General features: G+C 47.3%; 16 protein-coding genes. 15 read left to right on the top strand and 1 reads right to left on the bottom strand.

Annotated elements, in window-relative coordinates; all coding sequences use genetic code 11:
* The first annotated feature begins 191 nt into the window (after window positions 1-191).
* Complete coding sequence (locus K8U60_RS09635) at window positions 192-704, top strand: DUF6241 domain-containing protein (RefSeq protein WP_223637767.1); 513 nt, start codon at window positions 192-194, stop codon at window positions 702-704.
* A 259-nt stretch (window positions 705-963) separates the two neighbouring features.
* Window positions 964-1689 carry a glycerophosphodiester phosphodiesterase gene (locus tag K8U60_RS09630; RefSeq protein WP_223637764.1) on the top strand — a complete coding sequence of 242 codons (726 nt, stop codon included), beginning with the start codon at window positions 964-966 and terminating at the stop codon, window positions 1687-1689.
* Window positions 1690-1700: 11 nt separating this feature from the next.
* On the opposite strand, the gene K8U60_RS09625 is transcribed toward K8U60_RS09630, so the two are convergent.
* Window positions 1701-1934: a DUF2627 domain-containing protein gene (locus K8U60_RS09625; RefSeq protein ID WP_223638459.1), complete on the bottom strand. Its 234-nt coding sequence runs from the start codon at window positions 1932-1934 to the stop codon at window positions 1701-1703.
* 124 nt (window positions 1935-2058) lie between these two features.
* On the opposite strand from K8U60_RS09625, the gene K8U60_RS09620 reads away from it, so the two are divergent.
* From K8U60_RS09620 to K8U60_RS09560, 13 genes are all read left to right on the top strand, one after another.
* Window positions 2059-4104: a sigma-54 interaction domain-containing protein gene (locus K8U60_RS09620; RefSeq protein ID WP_223637761.1), complete on the top strand. Its 2046-nt coding sequence runs from the start codon at window positions 2059-2061 to the stop codon at window positions 4102-4104.
* Between the two features lie 133 nt (window positions 4105-4237).
* Window positions 4238-5170, top strand: coding sequence for a phosphate butyryltransferase (yqiS, locus tag K8U60_RS09615; RefSeq protein WP_223637758.1), 933 nt, complete (start codon window positions 4238-4240; stop codon window positions 5168-5170).
* A 2-nt stretch (window positions 5171-5172) separates the two neighbouring features.
* Window positions 5173-6267 (top strand): Leu/Phe/Val dehydrogenase, encoded by a 1095-nt coding sequence (locus K8U60_RS09610; RefSeq protein WP_223637746.1) that lies wholly within the window; start codon window positions 5173-5175, stop codon window positions 6265-6267.
* A 125-nt stretch (window positions 6268-6392) separates the two neighbouring features.
* Complete coding sequence (gene buk, locus K8U60_RS09605; protein WP_223637743.1) at window positions 6393-7475, top strand: butyrate kinase; 1083 nt, start codon at window positions 6393-6395, stop codon at window positions 7473-7475.
* Between the two features lie 74 nt (window positions 7476-7549).
* Window positions 7550-8977, top strand: coding sequence for a dihydrolipoyl dehydrogenase (lpdA, locus tag K8U60_RS09600; protein ID WP_223637741.1), 1428 nt, complete (start codon window positions 7550-7552; stop codon window positions 8975-8977).
* A gap of 14 nt (window positions 8978-8991) precedes the next feature.
* A complete protein-coding gene (locus K8U60_RS09595) occupies window positions 8992-9996 on the top strand; it encodes a thiamine pyrophosphate-dependent dehydrogenase E1 component subunit alpha (protein WP_223637739.1) in 1005 nt (334 codons plus the stop codon).
* Window positions 9996-10979, top strand: coding sequence for an alpha-ketoacid dehydrogenase subunit beta (locus K8U60_RS09590; protein WP_223637736.1), 984 nt, complete (start codon window positions 9996-9998; stop codon window positions 10977-10979). Before K8U60_RS09595 ends, K8U60_RS09590 begins: the two co-directional genes overlap by 1 nt.
* 338 nt (window positions 10980-11317) lie before the next feature.
* Complete coding sequence (locus K8U60_RS09585) at window positions 11318-12655, top strand: dihydrolipoamide acetyltransferase family protein (RefSeq protein ID WP_223637733.1); 1338 nt, start codon at window positions 11318-11320, stop codon at window positions 12653-12655.
* Window positions 12656-12754: 99 nt separating this feature from the next.
* A complete protein-coding gene (locus K8U60_RS09580; RefSeq protein WP_223637730.1) occupies window positions 12755-14449 on the top strand; it encodes a methylmalonyl-CoA mutase family protein in 1695 nt (564 codons plus the stop codon).
* The gene (scpA, locus tag K8U60_RS09575; protein WP_223637726.1) at window positions 14450-16597 is read left to right on the top strand and encodes a methylmalonyl-CoA mutase; all 2148 of its coding nucleotides are present in this window, start codon (window positions 14450-14452) and stop codon (window positions 16595-16597) included.
* Complete coding sequence (gene meaB / locus K8U60_RS09570; protein ID WP_223637722.1) at window positions 16597-17664, top strand: methylmalonyl Co-A mutase-associated GTPase MeaB; 1068 nt, start codon at window positions 16597-16599, stop codon at window positions 17662-17664. The genes scpA and meaB overlap by 1 nt, the downstream gene beginning before the upstream one ends.
* Window positions 17665-17729: 65 nt before the next feature.
* Entirely contained in the window at window positions 17730-18170 is a 441-nt protein-coding gene (locus K8U60_RS09565; RefSeq protein ID WP_223637719.1) for a BrxA/BrxB family bacilliredoxin, read from the top strand.
* A gap of 54 nt (window positions 18171-18224) precedes the next feature.
* On the top strand, window positions 18225-19217 hold the full coding sequence (locus K8U60_RS09560; protein WP_223637715.1) for an aromatic acid exporter family protein: 993 nt from the start codon (window positions 18225-18227) through the stop codon (window positions 19215-19217).
* Window positions 19218-19358 lie beyond the last annotated feature (141 nt).

The raw sequence follows: 19358 nt of genomic DNA, 5'->3' as shown, positions 1-19358 counted from the left end.
GCTTCAGTTCATTGGTTTTTTTGTATGCTGTTGTTCTTGGAAATATCCGCAATGAAAATTCATTGATTCGACTCACTGAAAGGAAAATAGAGAGAAAAGCGTAGATAGAAGGTCATACTTTTGTTATAGTGGTACTTAATACCCTAATACTAGGATAAACTATGAGGAAATTTGACTGAAGGAGTTTGATGATGAAAAAAACAATAGTCTATCTAACAGCCGCATTTATGGCTCTTGGCATTATCGCATTGGGGGCACTCAAAGTGTCGGATAATCAAGGATATGCCGAAAGCTCAAAATCAGCGCAAGTATCGGATGAAAAAGCAATGGAGGAAAGCACACAGAAAATGGAAGGGCTGGAATTTGTTCAATCAGTACCGAAAGATGCATCTGAAAATGCTCTATGGGCGATGATGCATAAAATGACCCATCAAAAAGTCATAGCTTCTGAAAAGTGGGGCTTGATCCGCATGAATGACGAATCCATCGCCAAAGCAGAAGAGATTTTGATAGCTTCCGACTTCAAGTCAAAGGAAGATTTGCTGCAAATAATCGAACGTTGGAAAAATGGCCAGTTTGACCAAGTGGATGATGAACATAATTTCATTTGGGGGATGCAGGGCGGCAGCATCGGAGAGGCTAGAGGCATTTTAACTGAGGAACAGGAAAAGGAATTTATTGAGAATAATTTTACCGGCGAATAGCGTTTTGAAATCCAGTCTTTGACTGGATTTTGTTGTTTTCAGCTTCCAATGTAAGATTTTACATAAGGTTCTTGTTCAAAATTCAAATGCGTAATAAGAAATCATAAGCAGCCTTAAACCTGAATAACCGGCAAGGCTTTTAGTCTCTTGTCAACAATGTTAAAATGGGGGAGAAACTAAGTTCAAGAGGAAAGTAAAGTTTGGGTAGTACCGACTTTACTGATCGAGTCGATTTCAGAAATGGAAGAGGATGATTTTATTGTCTGAAGTCAAAGTGTATGCACACCGAGGCGCTTCAGGATATGCATTGGAAAACACATGGAATGCTTTTTTTAAGGCTTGTGAATTTGGTGTCGGCATCGAACTTGATGTGCAGATCACCAAAGATGGAGTAGTGGTGGTCTACCACGATGACAACCTGCGTCGCCTCACCGGTATCAATGCTGGTATTCATACGCTCGCGTATGAAGAGATAAAGGAACTGCGGATAGGCAGGAAATGGATGCGGAATTTCTCGCATCATCAAATGCCGCTGGCTTATGAAGTATTCCAATGGGCGAAGAAAAAGAAGATCCCTTTGAATGTCGAACTGAAGGAATCTTTTGCAAAAAATTCAAAAGGGCCACAGATTCTCGCGGCTATGCTGGAAGGAATGGAAGATGTCCATCTATCTTCTTTCAACCCACAATTATTGAAGCAAATGAAGAAATTGATGCCTTCAACGGAAATGGCATGGATCATCAAAAAGAACACGCAGCTGTCTCGCATTAAAGACATGGATTGGGTGGACAGCATTCATCTCCACAAAAGGCTGATTGCCAAATCTTTTTGTGACGAAATTCTGAAGCTGGACAAGAAAGTTCGGTTATACGGAATTCTCGGATCAGAGTCGCTGATGGATCGCTTGGATCCACAAATGGTCGGAATCATCACCAATTACCCGGACCGGGTCAAAAGAAAAATTGCGTCTCCCCTTATGGGGTAGACGCAATTTTTTTACTTCTGGAATCTTTTTGAGACGGTCCCTTTTTTGCGGTCGCGGTTCAGGAGAAAGCCTGCGAAAAAACCGATGCCGAGAACGACAAAAACGGTGCCGAGTGTAAATTGAAGCCAAAGAGCCGGGTAAGGCTCAAGCAATTTATTGAACAAGGTATCACGCATCAGCTTTATGCCATACGCCGCCATGATTCCAGGGATCAGCAAGATGATAAATGCCACTAGACGACCCATATTTCCACATCCTTCTGCATCTATTGTTTCCAATTCCGTCAAAGTTGTCAAGAAAACCTTCCTGATGTACGCTTAAAACATTCTTGCAATTACTTGCAAAACAGAAGAGAAAGGTTGAATCAATTTGCAAACTGTATTGATTATAGGCGGGGGCGTTGGAGGCTCAGCCATTTTGAACACTCTTTTGGAAACTGATTACTTGCGTGTGCGCGGCGTTGTCGATTTGAACCCTGAGGCTGGAGCCATGTTGACTGCAAAGACACATGGTATTCCGGTCGCAGAAGATTACCGGAAGTTCGATAAGACGGATATCGACATTGTCTTTAATGTTACAGGAAGCAATTCACTCTATGAGGAGCTGCAAGGGCATTTTTTAAAAAATACCGTTATCATCCCTGGTAGCCTTGCGAATGTGTTTGTCCGTCTGCTGGAGGAGAAACAACATTTCATCAACCGCCTCAGCAAGGAGAGCCACCGGGAGAAAATCATCTTTAACTCGATAGAAGAAGGCATGATCGGCATCGACAAAACGAGCCACATCAATTTTATGAACAAAAGTGCGGCACGAATGCTTGAAGTGGCAGCGGATGAAACGATTGGACGGCATATCCACGAATTTATTTCGTTGAGTGAACTGCCAAGGATTTATGAAACAGGGCGCATCGAATTGAACAGGGAGCTGCAGCTGAAAAACGGCTCTAAAATTGTCACTTCCCGTTTTCCGATGATCGACGATAACGGAGAAACGATCGGTGCATTTGCGGTATTCAAGGATATTACTGAAGTCGTTTCACTGGCGGAGGAAATCACGGACCTGAAAGAAATTCAGACGATGTTGGAAGCCATCATCCAATCGAGCGACGATGCCATTTCGGTCGTGGATGAAAAAGGTTATGGCCTGCTCGTCAATCCGGCCTATACACGCATCACCGGCCTGCAGGTGGAGGATGTTATCGGGCAGCCCGCATCGGCGGATATATCTGAAGGGGAAAGCATGCATCTCAAAGCCTTGCAGACGCGCAAACCTGTGCGGGGGGTCAATTTAAAGGTCGGGCCATCGAATAGGGAAGTCATTGTCAATGTCGCACCGATTATCGTGGACAATAAATTGAAAGGCAGCGTAGGCGTCATCCACGATACGACAGAAATCCGTTCTTTGATGAAAGAATTGGACCGTGCCCGAAGCATCATCCGGACATTGGAGTCCAAATATACCTTCGATGACATCATCGGCCTGTCCTCAGAGATGCAATTATCGCTGCAACAGGCGAAACTGGCGGCACAAACGCTAGTGACTGTGCTTTTGCGTGGTGAATCAGGTACCGGCAAAGAACTTTTTGCTCATGCGATACACAGTGCGAGTGAACGAAAATACAATAAATTCGTGCGTGTCAATTGCGCTGCCTTGTCCGAAGAATTGCTCGAAAGTGAGCTTTTCGGCTACGAGGAGGGGGCAATTCCTGGCATCAAAACTGGAGAAAAGCGCGGCTTGTTTGAAGAAGCGAACAACGGCAGTATTTTCCTCGATGAAATCGGTGAACTGTCATCTGCATTGCAAAGCAAGTTGCTGCGTGTGCTGCAGGAGCATGAAACCTTGCGTCTCGGCGGGACCAAACCGATATCTGTCAATGTGCGGGTCATCGCCTCGACAAACGCCAATATGGAAAAAGCATTATTAGAAGGCAAATTTCGTGAAGATCTGTACTACCGCCTAAACCGTATGCCAATCCTCATTCCACCGCTTCGCAACCGCAAGCAGGACATCCCGAGAATCGTCGAACGGCTGCTCCTGAAGTTGAACCAGGAATATGGCCGCAGCGTCGAATCCATCTCTGACAAAGCCTTGCAGTATTTGCGCGTCTACGATTGGCCAGGCAATGTTAGGGAGCTTGAAAATGTGCTGAGCCGCTCAATGATTTTCATGCAGATGAACGACCGCATGTTAACCGAAGAACATATTCCGCTCAATATGCTGCGGGTCGCCGAAGCGAAAAACGAGGTGGTGATCCAATCATCAGTATCGCTGCAGGAACAGTTGGACACGGTAGAGCGCGGAATTCTTCATCACGCACTAACTCAATTTAATGGCAATAAATCCAAGACGGCAAAACAATTGGAGATTTCCCTTCGAACCTTGTATTACAAATTAGAGAAATATGGTTTGATGTAAGCTTTTTGCAAACTCTTGCAGGGTTTTGCAAGTATTTGCAAAGTATTGGGGGGAGAAACACAAATAAAACGCTTTCATCCCTTATAAATCGCCATTCATTCTGTTTTAATTAAGAAGAATGAGGTGAGCAAGAATGGCCACATTAAATTATTTACTCGAAAATGCGCCAAACGGTTTCGGCCACACGGTGGCAGTAGCCGCTGCTGCTGACAGGGCTGTTTTGGAGGCGGTCAATATGGCTGTCGACCGAAAGATGGCACATTTTCGGCTATACGATGATGAATTGGCGGCAACAGCAATGATGCGGGAACATTTCCCTCAGCTGCTCAACCATCCCCATGTTCAGCTCCATCATGTCAGCTCAGTGGAAATGGCTGCAGAAGAAGCGGTGAAATCAGTATTCAGGAATGATTCCGATATCCTGATGAAAGGCCAGATTGCTACGGCAGTGCTATTGAAAGCCGTACTGAATCCAGATTATGGCCTGAGGACAGGATCGGTCATGTCCCATATTGCTGCTTTTGAAGTTGCTGGTTTCGACAGGTTGATTTTTGTGACGGATGCGGGCATGAACATCCATCCTGATTTATCTCAAAAAGTACAAATTATTCAAAACGCTGTTCAGATAGCGCGCGCAGTCGGTGTTGAAATGCCGATCGTCGCACCACTCGCGGGTGTGGAAGTAATCAATCCGAATATGGAAGCTACGCTAGATGCCGCGGCATTGACTGCAATGAACCAGCGCGGCCAAATCAAGAATTGTATTGTAGACGGACCATTCGCCCTCGATAATGCAATATCCGTTGATGCAGCCAAACATAAACGAATAGCAGGCGACAATGCCGGCAAAGCCGATATCCTGCTTGTTCCAACTATTGAATCCGGCAATATCCTGTATAAATCACTGGTCTTTTTTTCGAAGGCGAAAGTCGGCAGTATAGTAGCGGGTGCAAAGGCACCGATTGTTTTGTCATCTCGAGCCGACAGTGCCGAAAGCAAATTATATTCATTGGCTTTGGCCATTTGCTCATCATCAACTTCAGGAACAACTATTAGGAGGAATTGACAATGGAAATTTTCAAAAGAATGGAACAGGGCGATTACGAACAATTGGTTTTCTGCCAGGATAAAAACTCAGGACTTAAAGCGATCATCTGCATTCATGACACAACTCTCGGGCCGGCTCTTGGCGGAACGCGCATGTGGAATTATGCAACAGAAGAAGAAGCGATTGAAGACGCAATCCGCCTTGGCCGCGGAATGACATATAAAAATGCTGCAGCCGGATTGAACCTGGGCGGCGGTAAAACGGTAATTATCGGCGATCCGTTGAAAGACAAGAACGAAGAGATGTTCCGTGCATTCGGACGTTTCATCCAAGGGTTGAACGGCCGCTACATAACTGCTGAAGACGTTGGTACAACAGTTGCGGATATGGATTTGATCCATGAAGAAACGGATTACGTAACAGGCATTTCGCCAGCTTTCGGTTCTTCAGGAAATCCGTCTCCAGTTACTGCCTACGGCGCATACATCGGCATGAAAGCCGCTGCTCTCGAAGCATTCGGCGATGATTCATTGGAAGGCAAGACAGTTGCAGTACAAGGTGTCGGCAACGTTGCTTACCCGCTTTGCGAATACCTTCACAAAGAAGGCGCGAAATTGATCGTTACGGATATCAATAAAGAAGCGGTGCAGCGTGCAGTTGCTGCATTTGGCGCAACAGCAGTCGCGCCAAATGACATCTACTCACAAGAAGCGGATATTTTCGCTCCATGTGCAATGGGAGCCATCATCAATGACGATACGATCCCTCAATTGAAAGTGAAAGTGGTTGCCGGTTCTGCCAACAACCAACTGAAAGAAGAACGCCACGGTGACGAACTTGAAGCTCGCGGCATCGTTTACGCACCTGATTTCGTTATCAACTCCGGCGGTGTCATCAATGTTGCGGATGAATTATACGGATACAACAACGAACGTGCGATGAAGCGCGTCGAGACCATCTACGACAGCATCACGAAAATCTTCGCGATTTCCAAGCGTGATAATGTTCCTAGCTATATCGCTGCAGACCGTATGGCTGAAGAGCGCATTGACCGTGTCCGTAATTCAAGAACTCAATTCCTAAGAAACGAACACAACATTTTAAGCAGAAGATAAATAACGTCCAGCAGGTGAGCCAGTCATTTTCACCTGCTGTTTTTCTCTCAACTATTCCGATTCAAATCAATTCAAACAACTATGACTAATTTTACGAAGCAAAAAAGTAGAAATGGGGGATCGATGTGCAAAAACAGCTGAATCGCATTCTAGTCATTAACCCTGCCCCCACTTCGACTAAGATCGGCGTTTTTGACAACGATATCCTGATTATGGAAAAGATGATCAGCCATTCGGGTGAAGATATCGGAGGATTCCCAAGCATCTCGGACCAGCATCTTTTCAGGAAAAACACCATTCTCGAAGCGCTGGATGAAGAAGGTATGAACGTCTCCAACCTGTCGGCAGTATGTGGAAGAGGCGGTTTGCTCCGCCCCATTCAAGGCGGGACCTATGCAGTCAGCGATGGAATGATAAAAGATCTTCGAGAAGGATATTCAGGGCAGCATGCCTCCAATCTAGGCGGCATCATCGCTTTTGAAATTGCGGATGCCCTCAATATTCCGTCATTTATCGTCGATCCGGTAGTTGTTGACGAATTGGAGCCGATTGCGCGGGTATCCGGATTTTCCTCCATCGAACGAAAGTCCATTTTCCATGCGCTCAACCACAAAGCGGTGGCGCGGAGATACGCTCATAAAGTTGGCCGCTCCTATGAGGAGATGCGATTGATTGTTGCCCACATGGGACGCGGCATCACGGTCGGAGTCCATCAGGATGGGCGCGTCATCGACGTCAACAATGGTTTGCATGGTGATGGTCCGTTCAGTCCGGAACGGGCGGGAACGGTACCCGCAGGTGATTTAGTGGAATTATGCTTTTCCGGACAGTACAGCCGCCATGAAATCATGAAGAAATTGGTGAGGCAAGGTGGATTGTTCGGCTATCTGGATACCAATGATGTGGTGAAGGTGGAGAAACGGATTTTAAAAGGTGATGAAAAAGCAGAGTTGTTCTATCAGGCGATGGCTTATCAAATTGCCAAAGAAATTGGCTCTGCCAGTGCTGTCTTAAAGGGGCAGGTCGATGCCATCATCCTGACAGGGGGCCTGGCTTACGGAAAATCCTTTGTCGAATCGATTTCCGAAAGAGTCAGCTGGATTGCGGACGTCGAGGTCCAGGCAGGTGAAAATGAACTTCAAGCATTGGCAGAAGGTGCAGCAAGGGTATTGAATGGAGAAGAACGTGTAAAGATCTATCCGTATTAATCGACGGAGAACCTTCATTCAGCAGAATAAACAGATATGAACGTTGATTAAAGCGTATAAAGGAGGATATATCCATGGCTCAAAATTATGATGTTGTCATTTTAGGCGGCGGAACAGGCGGTTATGTAGCGGCGATACGCTCTGCACAACTCGGATTGAAAACAGCAATCGTCGAAAAAGGCGAATTGGGTGGCACTTGCTTGCACAGAGGCTGTATACCAAGCAAAGCATTGCTCCGCAGTGCGGAAGTATACTCAACTACCAAAAACCACGCAGCGGATTTTGGTGTTCAGACTGGTGAAGTCACACTTGATTTTGGACGTGTCCAGCAACGCAAACAAGGAATTGTCGACCAATTGCACGCAGGTGTTCAAGGCTTGATGAAAAAAGGGAAGATTGATGTCTACGAAGGCATCGGCCGAATCCTGGGGCCTTCTATTTTTTCACCGAACGCAGGAACCATTTCTGTAGAGATGAAAAATGGGGAAGAAAACGAAATGTTGATTCCAAACAATGTCATTATCGCTACCGGCTCACGCCCACGCACGTTGCCGGGTCTGACCATTGACGGCGAGTTTGTCATGAGTTCTGATGAGGCATTGAAAATGGAAAGTCTGCCGCAATCGATCCTGATTGTCGGCGGCGGAGTCATCGGAATCGAATGGGCTTCCATGCTCAATGATTTTGGTGTTGACGTAACGGTCATCGAATATGCGGACCGCATCATCCCGACAGAGGACAAAGACATTTCCAAGGAAATGCTGAAGTTATTGAAGAAAAAAGGCATCAAGTTTGCGACAAACGCAAAAGTGATGGCGGATACCTTGGAAACAGGCGAGAATGGCGTAACGATCCAAGCGGAAATCAACGGTGAAAACGAAAGTTTCTCTGCCGAAAAAATGCTGGTTTCTGTTGGTCGCCGAGCGAATATTGAAAACATCGGCATCGAAAATACGGACATCATCGTCGAAAAAGGGTTTGTTCAAGTGAAAAAATCCTTCCAGACAAAAGAGTCCCATATCTATGCAATTGGTGATGTGATCGGCGGCCTGCAATTGGCGCATGTCGCTTCCCATGAAGGCATCACAGCCATTGAACACATTAAAGGCAATGACCCGCATGCCATCGATTACGACCTGGTATCACGCTGCATCTATTCCAATCCGGAAGCAGCAAGCGTCGGCATTACAGAAGATCAGGCAAAAGAAAAAGGGCATGATGTCAAAGTCGGCAAATTTTCTTTTAAAGCCATCGGCAAAGCGCTGGTATATGGTGAGTCTGATGGGTTTGTCAAAATTATTGCTGATAAAGAGACAAACGATATTCTCGGCGTCCATATGATTGGTCCGCATGTTACGGATATGATTTCAGAAGCTGGCCTGGCGATGGTATTGGATGCAACACCATGGGAAATTGCTGAAACGATCCATCCGCACCCTACACTTTCAGAGGTTATGGGCGAAGCGGCATTGGCAGTTGACGGCAAAGCAATTCATAGTTGAAGGAGGAACAAACAATGGCTTCTAAACATGAAGAGATCGGTTTGACGAACGATGACTTATTGAAAATGTATGAAACGATGTTGATGGCACGCCGTGTGGATGAACGCATGTGGCTTTTGAACCGCGCAGGTAAAATTCCTTTCGTGATTTCATGTCAGGGACAGGAGGCAGCGCAAGTTGGCGCGGCTTTCGCCCTTGATAACACAAAGGATTATATCGCTCCTTATTACCGTGATATCGGCGTGGTCCTTCACTTCGGCATGACGCCGAAAGACCTGATGCTGTCAGCTTTTGCGAAAGCAGAAGACCCGAACTCCGGCGGACGCCAGATGCCTGGCCATTTTGGACAGAAAAGCAACCGCATCCTGACTGGATCTTCACCGGTTACGACACAATTGCCGCACGCAGTGGGTGTCGCTTTAGCGGGCAAAATGAAGAAAAAAGATTTCATTACATTCACGACGCTTGGGGAAGGTTCTTCCAACCAAGGTGATTTCCACGAAGGCATGAACTTTGCCGGCGTCCATAAATTACCGGTGGTCATCATGGTCGAAAACAATAAATATGCGATTTCAGTACCGGTTGAGCGCCAATTGGCCAGCAAAAACGTCTCAGACCGTGCAATCGGCTACGGCATGCCAGGTGTGACAATTGACGGCAATGATCCAATCGAAGTCTATAAGCACGTCAAAGAGGCTGCCGACCGTGCACGCCGCGGCGAAGGCCCGAGCCTTGTCGAAACCGTTTCTGAACGGATGACAGCCCACTCTTCAGATGATGATCATCGTCAGTACCGTTCAGCAGACGAATTAGCTGCGCAAAAATCGACGGATCCAATCCTGACGTTCGGTGCCTATTTAAAAGAACACGGCATCATGAATGACGAGATTGAAAAAGAAATCAATGACCGCATTATGGCAACAGTCAATGAAGCGACAGATTACGCAGAAAATGCAGCATATGCAGAACCGGAACATGCGATGAAATATGTCTATGCCGAAGAAGGAGGAGACGAATAATGGCTATTATGTCTTATATCGATGCCATCACGCTTGCCATGAAAGAAGAAATGGAACGTGACGAAAACGTCTTTGTTCTCGGAGAAGATGTTGGTAAAAAAGGCGGGGTCTTCAAAGCGACACAAGGTCTTTACGATCAATTCGGCGAAGACCGTGTCCTGGATACGCCTCTTGCAGAATCGGCGATTGCCGGAGTCGGAATTGGTGCAGCGATGTATGGATTGCGGCCAATTGCAGAAATGCAATTCGCGGATTTCATCATGCCTGCCGTCAACCAGATTATTTCTGAAGCATCCCGTATCCGCTACCGTTCAAATAACGATTGGTCATGTCCGATTGTATTTCGTGCACCATTCGGCGGCGGCGTCCACGGCGCACTTTACCATTCGCAGTCGGTGGAAGCGATATTTGCGAACCAGCCTGGTTTGAAAATTGTTATTCCGTCCACTCCATATGACGCTAAAGGCCTTTTGAAGGCGGCGATCCGCGATGAAGATCCTGTTATGTTCTTCGAGCACAAACGCGCTTACCGTTTGATTAAAGGCGAAGTGCCGGAAGAAGATTATACAATTGAAATCGGTAAGGCGGATGTGAAACGCGAAGGCGAAGACATCACCGTCATCACTTACGGACTCGCTGTCCACTTTGCACTGCAGGCAGCAGAACGTTTGGCGGAAGACGGAATCTCCGCGCATGTCCTTGATTTGCGGACGATCTACCCACTGGACAAAGATGGCATCATCGAAGCCGCGAAGAAAACCGGCAAAGTCCTGCTCGTCACAGAAGACAATAAAGAAGGAAGCATCATCGGAGAAGTAGCGGCGATCATCGCTGAAAACTGCCTATTCGACTTGGATGCTCCAATCAAACGTCTCGCAGGACCGGATATCCCGGCAATGGCCTACGCGCCGACCATGGAGAAATTCTTCATGATCAATCCGGATAAAGTAGAAAAAGCGATGAGAGAATTGGCGGAGTTTTAAGACGAAAAGCGGAAGCAGCCGTTTAGTCCCGACAAGCGCTGGAAGCTTTCCTGGTAATGGCGTTCTTTGCCATTGCCGGGAAAGCTGAAGCGACTCGAGGGACTGGCTGTTGGAGCTGGACAGTGAGAAAAGCATAGGTGCCCATGTAGCTCTGCCGGGATGGCTTATGACCCAAAGAGCTGGGCAAAAAGAAAAGCGAAAGCGCCTAATAAAGGAACGTAAGCTAAAAGCGCGACTTCCTGTCGCAACGCTTACATGACCCGCATCCTGTGGGCCTCCGACAGGCATAAAACGTTCAAACAGAAAAATAGACACCATCAAGTAAAGGAGGAACTCTCTTGGCTATTGAAAACATCAAAATGCCTCAGCTGGGCGAAAGTGTTACAGAAGGCACCATTGAAAAATGGCTCGTCCAGCCGGGTGATCATGTGAATAAATACGATCCGCTTGCGGAAGTCAATACAGACAAAGTAACTGCGGAAGTCCCATCCTCGTTCACGGGTACAGTCAAAGAATTGATTGCTGCAGAAGGTGAAACCTTGGCGGTCGGCGAAATCGTCTGCACAATTGAAACAGAAGGCGGCGGCGCGGCTCCTGTTGAGGAAGCGAAACCGGCAAGCGGCGAAAAGGCGACAGAAATGCCGGCAGCCGGCGCCAAGCCGACTACGGAGCTTGAAGGGACGAAAGGGTCTTCCCAGCCCGCGAAACCATCGGGATCGAAAGGCCGTTACTCACCCGCAGTACTTCGTCTAGCACAGGATAACGACATCGATTTGGGTCAAGTGGAGGGCTCAGGAAACGAAGGGCGCATCACCCGCAAAGATTTGATGGCCTTGATTGACAGCGGCAATATTCCGAAAGCGGGAGACGCTCCTGCAGCTGAGAAACAAGCTCCGCAAACCGAACAGCCAGCTGCTCAACAACCGGCACCGGAAGCGCCGAAACCAGCCGCTGCACCGATTGAAAGTGCACCTGGAGATATTGAAATTCCGGTCACAGGCGTGCGCAAGGCAATTGCTGCCAACATGCTGAAGAGCAAGCACGAAGCGCCGCATGCATGGATGATGATCGAAGTGGATGTCACAAATCTGGTTCAATACCGTGATTCCATCAAAGGAGAATTCAAGAAAAAAGAAGGGTTCAATATCACCTATTTCGCCTTCTTTGTTAAAGCCGTTTCACAGGCTTTGAAAGAATTCCCGATGATGAATTCCATGTGGGCTGGAGATAAAATCATCCAGAAAAAAGATATCAATATTTCCATCGCTGTCGCGTCAGACAATGCTTTGTTTGTTCCGGTCATCAAGAATTCTGATGAAAAATCGGTTAAAGGCATCGGCAAGGAAGTGAATGAACTGGCGCTCAAAGCACGTTCAGGAAAATTGAAATCCGCTGACATGCAGGGTGGAACATTTACTGTCAATAACACCGGATCATTTGGTTCTGTCCAGTCAATGGGCATCATCAATCATCCTCAAGCAGCCATTATGCAAGTGGAGTCGATCGTTAAGCGTCCGGTCATCATGGACAATGGAATGATAGCGGCCCGTGACATGGTCAACCTGTGCCTATCGCTTGATCACCGTGTACTTGATGGCCTCGTATGTGGTCAATTCCTGGCACGCGTCAAAGAAATATTAGAGAATATGTCAAAAGAAAATACGTCTGTTTATTAAGAAAAGCTGGAGTCTTCGGACTTCCAGCTTTTTTTCCCCTTTAATGTCAGCGTTCAGTCGGGTAAAATGAAAGCAGATAGCCTTTGAGGAGGGAATAGTTTGACAATCGAATCGATGAAAAGAACACAATTTCCAACGCATACATACAGTGAATGGCAACAAGCAGCTGAAAAAGCGATTAAGGGCAAGCCTTTTGATGAAACGTTGAAAACACCAACTATTGAAGATGTAACACTGGAACCGTTATACACTAAAGAAATGCTTGATCAATTGGGCCGTTACGTACCGGCTCAAGTAGCTGCTATTCAACGCGGCAAGCATCAGCCAAGCTGGATTGTTTCCCAAGAAGTGACGGCAGATTCAGCCCAGGAATACCTGGCGTTGATGAAAGAGGATATTCTCCGCGGAAATGAATCGGTTGTCTATACGGGATTCCGTAAGTTTGACTGGACGGATGGACAATTGACTGAATTGGCAGAAATGATTGTCCAGTATCCTATTTATTTTAAATTAACGGGTGACGACCAGAATATTCTGCGGGTTTTCGATTTTGTATCTCCAGACCAGCTTTCGCAGGTTCAAGGTGTCATCTTTTCCGAAGAGGCCGTTGTGGCACCTGAAAACATCCGTACCCAATTAGTAGATACCATTCCGATCCACCATGCCGGAGGAACGGCAGTACATGAACTGGGCGTTGCGCTCAGTATCCTTTCTGAGCGCATGGAAGAGGCCGAGTTTGCAGAAACCGCAAAAAAAACGTGGATCCGTTTCGCGGTGGATACTCAATTTTTCCAGGAAATTGCTAAGTTGCGCGCATTCCGTGTGTTATGGCAGGCTTTCAGTTCCGCTTACGGAGAAGAAGCGCCGACGATTCCGTTGTTTACCGAAACTTCTGTCCGTTCTTATTCGAAACTGGATCCTTACGTGAATTTACTGCGGGCGGGAAATTCAACTTTTGCCGCAGTCCTTGGCGGCACGGATGCGCATACTGTCCATCCGCATGACTTCTTGACGGAACCTGACCTGTCGAGCCGGCGTATCGCCCGCAATGTGCAGCTGGTCATCAAAGAAGAAGCACATGTTTCCCATGTAATCGATCCGGCCGCAGGCTCTTATTTTATTGAAACTTTGACAAAAGAATACGTAGAAGCCGCCTGGAATTATTTCCTGGAGATCGAAGAGGCAGGAGGATATGCCGAAGTCATTAAGTCGGGCTGGCTGACAGACGATATTCAGGCGAAATGGATTGAGCGGGAAAAAAATGTAGCGACACGCAAACAATCGCTGATCGGTACCAATATTTATGCGAATCCACAGGAACCGGTAAAAGACGCCAAAATCGACGATGGGCATTTGGAGTACATGACAGCAAAACGCCTGGCTACGCCTTTTGAAAATATTCGTGCACAAAGCAGGGTGACCAGCCTGAAATCGGCAATCGTTTTGGTCGAACCATTGAAGAAGATCAAGGCCCAAGCTGATTTCGTTTCGGGTTTTCTTGCAGTTGGCGGAATTGAACCCCTGGTTAGCCCTCATTTGGCGTCTGCTGAAGAGATCAATCAATTCCTGGCTGATGAACACATTGATTATGCCGTACTATGTGGATCGAAAGAAGCTGTTGCAGCCGTAGTTCCTGGCTTAAACACGCAATCCAGCATCGATTTGGCCGGTAAATACCCAAAAGAACAACTTTCGGAATGGGCAAGCTTTGGCATCGATGACACCCTATATTCCGGTAAACATATCACGTCAAAACTCGAGAAAATTCTTGCTCTAGGAAAGGAGGCGCTCTAAATGGCTAAACCCGATTTTTCCAAAGTCACACTCGGTGAGCTAGATGTTGCTTCTCAGAAGGTTACACAGCAAAGCGCCTTTACTACAAATGAAGGCATTGACATTAAACCAACCTATACAGAGAAAGACATTGAATTTCTGGAAGAAAGCCTGCCAGGATTTGCGCCCAATGTGCGCGGACCCTACCCGACGATGTACGTGTCACGTCCATGGACTGTACGCCAGTATGCTGGATTCTCGACAGCGGAAGAAAGCAATGCCTTTTACCGACGCAATTTAGCGATGGGCCAAAAAGGCTTATCTGTTGCCTTTGACCTTGCAACGCACCGCGGCTACGATTCCGATCACAAACGTGTAGTCGGAGATGTCGGCAAGGCCGGCGTTGCCATCGACAGTGTCGAAGACATGAAAATCCTGTTTGACGGCATCCCGTTGGATCAGATGTCTGTTTCCATGACGATGAATGGTGCAGTAGTGCCGATCATGGCATTCTTTATTGTAGCGGCTGAAGAGCAGGGTGTTTCTCCTGACCAATTGGCGGGAACGATCCAAAACGATATTTTAAAAGAGTATATGGTCCGCAATACATATATTTATCCGCCGGCTATGTCGATGCAGATCATTGCGGATATCTTTAAGTATACGTCCGATCATATGCCGAAATTCAATTCGATTTCGATTTCCGGCTACCATATCCAGGAAGCTGGAGCGACAGCAGATCTTGAATTGGCCTACACCTTGGCAGACGGACTTGAATATGTCCGTACGGGACTTGCTGCAGGCATTGATATCGATCATTTTGCACCGCGTCTGTCCTTTTTCTGGGGCATCGGCCTGAACTATTTCATGGAGGTCGCCAAAATGCGCGCCGGCCGTGAAATATGGGCAAAAATGATGAAAAGCTTCAATCCGAAAAATGACAAAGCCTTGGCGCTGCGGACACATTCCCAGACATCCGGCTGGAGTTTGACCGAGCAGGATCCATTCAATAACGTTACCCGCACCTTGATTGAAGCGAATGCAGCGGCAATGGGACATACACAGTCACTCCATACCAATGCGCTGGATGAAGCCATTGCGTTGCCGACGGATTTTTCGGCACGCATTGCCCGCAACACCCAATTATTCCTTCAGGAAGAGACCATGATGACCAATGTCATCGATCCATGGGGTGGTTCATATTATGTAGAATCGTTGACCAAGGAATTGATGGACAAAGCATGGGAATTGATTGAAGAAGTCGAAGAGCTGGGCGGAATGGCAAAAGCCATCGAAACAGGCTTGCCGAAGATGCGCATCGAGGAAGCGGCTGCGAAAAAGCAGGCGCAAATCGATTCCAATGAAGAAGTGATCATTGGGGTTAACCGCTACCGCCTTGATCAGGAGGATCCGATCGATATCCTGAACATCGATAATACGATGGTCCGTAAAACACAGATTGAACGCTTGGACCGCATGAAAGCCGAGCGCGACAGCGATAAAGTGGCAGCGGCTCTGGAAGCCTTGACGAAAGCGGCGCAAAGCGGCGAAGAAAACATTCTGGCCTGCGCTGTAGAAGCGGCACGGCACCGGGCATCACTTGGTGAAATCTCCGATGCGATCGAGAAAGCATCCGGAAGACATAAGGCGGTGATTCGTTCAGTGAGCGGAGTCTATAGTTCGAATTTCTCTAACCAGCAGGAAATGGAAGTCGTCAAGGAAATGACGGAAGATTTCATTGAAAACGAAGGGCGCCGTCCTCGTATCCTGATTGCTAAGATGGGGCAGGATGGACATGATCGTGGAGCGAAGGTCATTGCAACAGCATTTGCCGACTTGGGCTTCGATGTCGATATCGGACCGTTGTTCCAGACACCTGCAGAAACGGCTCAACAGGCAGCGGAAAATGATGTCCATGTCATTGGCGTAAGCTCGCTTGCAGCAGGGCATATGACTTTGGTTCCGGATTTGAAAGCGGAACTGGCGAAAATTGGCCGTGAAGATATTCTGATTGTGGTCGGCGGAGTTATACCTGCGCAGGATTATGAATTCCTCCGCAATAACGGAGCCAGTGCGATTTTTGGACCGGGTACAGTCATACCGGTGGCAGCACAGAAAGTCATTGAGGAAATCTATGTGCGCCTTGGATATGAGGAAGTGGCAGACTGATGAGCCGCAAAAAGAATTCCAGGCGTGTCATGGAAGGCGTCCACGAGGCACATGATGGCATGAAGGCCTTGCCACGGAAAAAGTTCAAGAAGCCGGCAGACGAGATCTTGGATATCCAGGCGATGGCAGATGGGGTCCGGAGCGGTTCGCGTCTATACTTAGGCAAAGCGATCACCTTGCTGGAAAGCTCAAATCCCGAACATAAAAAGAATGGACAGGAATTGCTCAATCAATTGCTGCCGTTCACCGGAGGTAGCATCCGCATCGGCATAACGGGCGTTCCAGGAGCAGGCAAAAGCACATTCATCGAAACGTTCGGTGAAATGCTGACTGAGCTTGGACACCGGGTTGCTGTACTGGCGATCGATCCCAGTTCTTCTCTCACAGGAGGCAGTATTCTTGGAGACAAGACGCGGATGGAACAGCTGGCTCGAAATCCACAAGCGTTTATCCGGCCTTCCCCTACAGCAGGGACGCTTGGCGGCGTCCATAAAAAGACACGAGAAACGATGCTGCTGTGTGAAGCAGGGGGATACGATGTCATTTTAGTGGAAACGGTCGGTGTCGGCCAAAGCGAAACACTGGTACGGGGAATGGTCGATATGTTCCTGTTATTGGTGCTGACAGGTGCCGGAGACGAACTGCAGGGCATGAAAAAGGGCATACTGGAATTGGCGGATGCCATCATCGTCCATAAAGCGGATGGGGAAAACGCGCAGCTGGCGAAAAAAACCGTTTCAGAATACAAACAGATGATGCACTTTCTGCAACCCGCTACGGACAGTTGGAAAACGCGTTCGCTCGCCGTTTCATCGGTGGAAGAAATCGGTATCCCGGAAGTCTGGAAAATGGTCAAAGAATTCGAAGACACGGTGAAAGTCAGCGGCTATTGGAAAAAGCGCCGCCAGGAACAGACCAAGGATTGGTTCCGCTCAATGATTACGGATGAGCTGCACAGCCGCTTTTTTGACAATGCAGAACGGCGCCAATTGGTCAGAAAACTGGAAACACAGGTCCTGAACGACGAATTGACTGTGTCCCAAGCGATTATGCAATTATTTGAGTAAGCTTTTTTGCAAGTCCATTGAACACCTGCTATGATAAAAGAAGCAATGATAAGGAGTGATATTTGATGAGCATGGATTTTAACTTCCTAATGAATGATATAGCTACACAAGCCCGTCAGGAATTGATTGATGGAGGATATACACAGCTCGAATCGGCTGAAGCTGTAAACGAAGCATTTTCACAAAAAGGAACAAGCCTTGTCATGGTCAACTCTGTATGCGGATGTGCAGGCGGCATTGCGCGCCCGGCTGCTTTACATTCCATCCACTATGACAAACGACCGGATAACCTGTACACAGTTTTCGCTGGACAGGACAAAGAAGCAACTGCTCAGGCACGCGCGATTTTCGGTGACGATCATTTGCCATCTTCGCCTTCTTTTGTCTTTATGAAAGACGGGAAAATGGTTGATGAAATTGGCCGTCATGAAATTGAAGGCCATGACCCAATGTCTGTTATTACGCATATTCAAGCAATATTCGAACAGCATTGCGACGAAGTTTAAGAAAGGATGCCTCTTATGGGGGCATTTTTTTCATGCCAAAATTTGGAGGATAAAATGAAGCTGAATTTGAGGCCATATTCAATTGGTTACCGAACGATGAAAACCGCTTTGGGCGTAGCGATCGCCATTACTTTAGCGCAATGGTTGCAGCTCGATTATTATGTCTCTGCCGGCATCTTGACGATTCTGTGCATCCAACCGACCAAAAAGAAATCGATAAGGGCAGCTTTTTCCCGATTTATCGCCAGTCTGATCGGCATATTATACGCCTTCATCTTTTTTGAAGGAATTGCCTATCATCCAGTTATGCTCGGCATCCTGATTGTGCTCTTTATCCCCCTATTGGTGACACTTCGGTTCCAGGATGGCTTTGTATCAAGTTCTGTCATTCTGCTCCATCTCTATGATGCGAAAAACCTGAATTTCGATCTATTGACTAATGAATTGATTTTAATGCTGGTCGGTTTCGGGACGGCACTTGCCGTTAATATGTATATGCCGAGCATTGAAAAAAAGCTGGACAGTTACCGGCACGAGATTGAAAATATTTACGCTTCCATTTTCCGCGAAATAGTCGTCTATTTGCGCGAAGGGGAATCCGGCTGGAGCGGCAAAGAATTGATGGAAGCCAGAAAACTGCTGGAAAAAGCGAAGGCATTGGCTTATCAGGATGTTGAAAACCACATAACCCGCCACGAAAATAAGTATTATCATTATTTCGAAATGCGCGAACAACAACTGGAAATCATCGAACGCATCTTGCCGAAAATCACGGCGTTGCCGATGATTGTGGATCAAACAGATCTGGTTGCAGATTTCCTGGAAGATTTAGCTGAACACGTCCATTCCGGCAATACGGCGTACCGTTATATTACGAAGTTGGATAAAGTCAAAGAGAATTTTGCCGCTTTGCCATTGCCCGACCGCCACGAAAAATTCCTGGCAATGGCCGAACTGTATCAAGTGATCCACGAAATGGAAACCTACTTAGAAATCAAGCAATCGTATAAGGGGTTTCATACCCGAAAAGCGGAGGCAGCCGTTTAGCTCCGACAAGCGCTGGAAGCCTTGCCGGTAATGGCGTTCTTCAGCCATTGCTGGAAAGGCTGAAGCGACTCGAGGAGCTGGCTGCTGAAGCTGGACAATGAGAAAAGCGGAAGCGCCCGTGTAGATTCGACGGGCATAAGA

The sequence above is a fragment of the Planococcus circulans genome (assembly GCF_020023385.1).
Classification (GTDB): domain Bacteria; phylum Bacillota; class Bacilli; order Bacillales_A; family Planococcaceae; genus Planococcus.
This window is presented reverse-complemented; position numbering and strand designations above follow the sequence as displayed.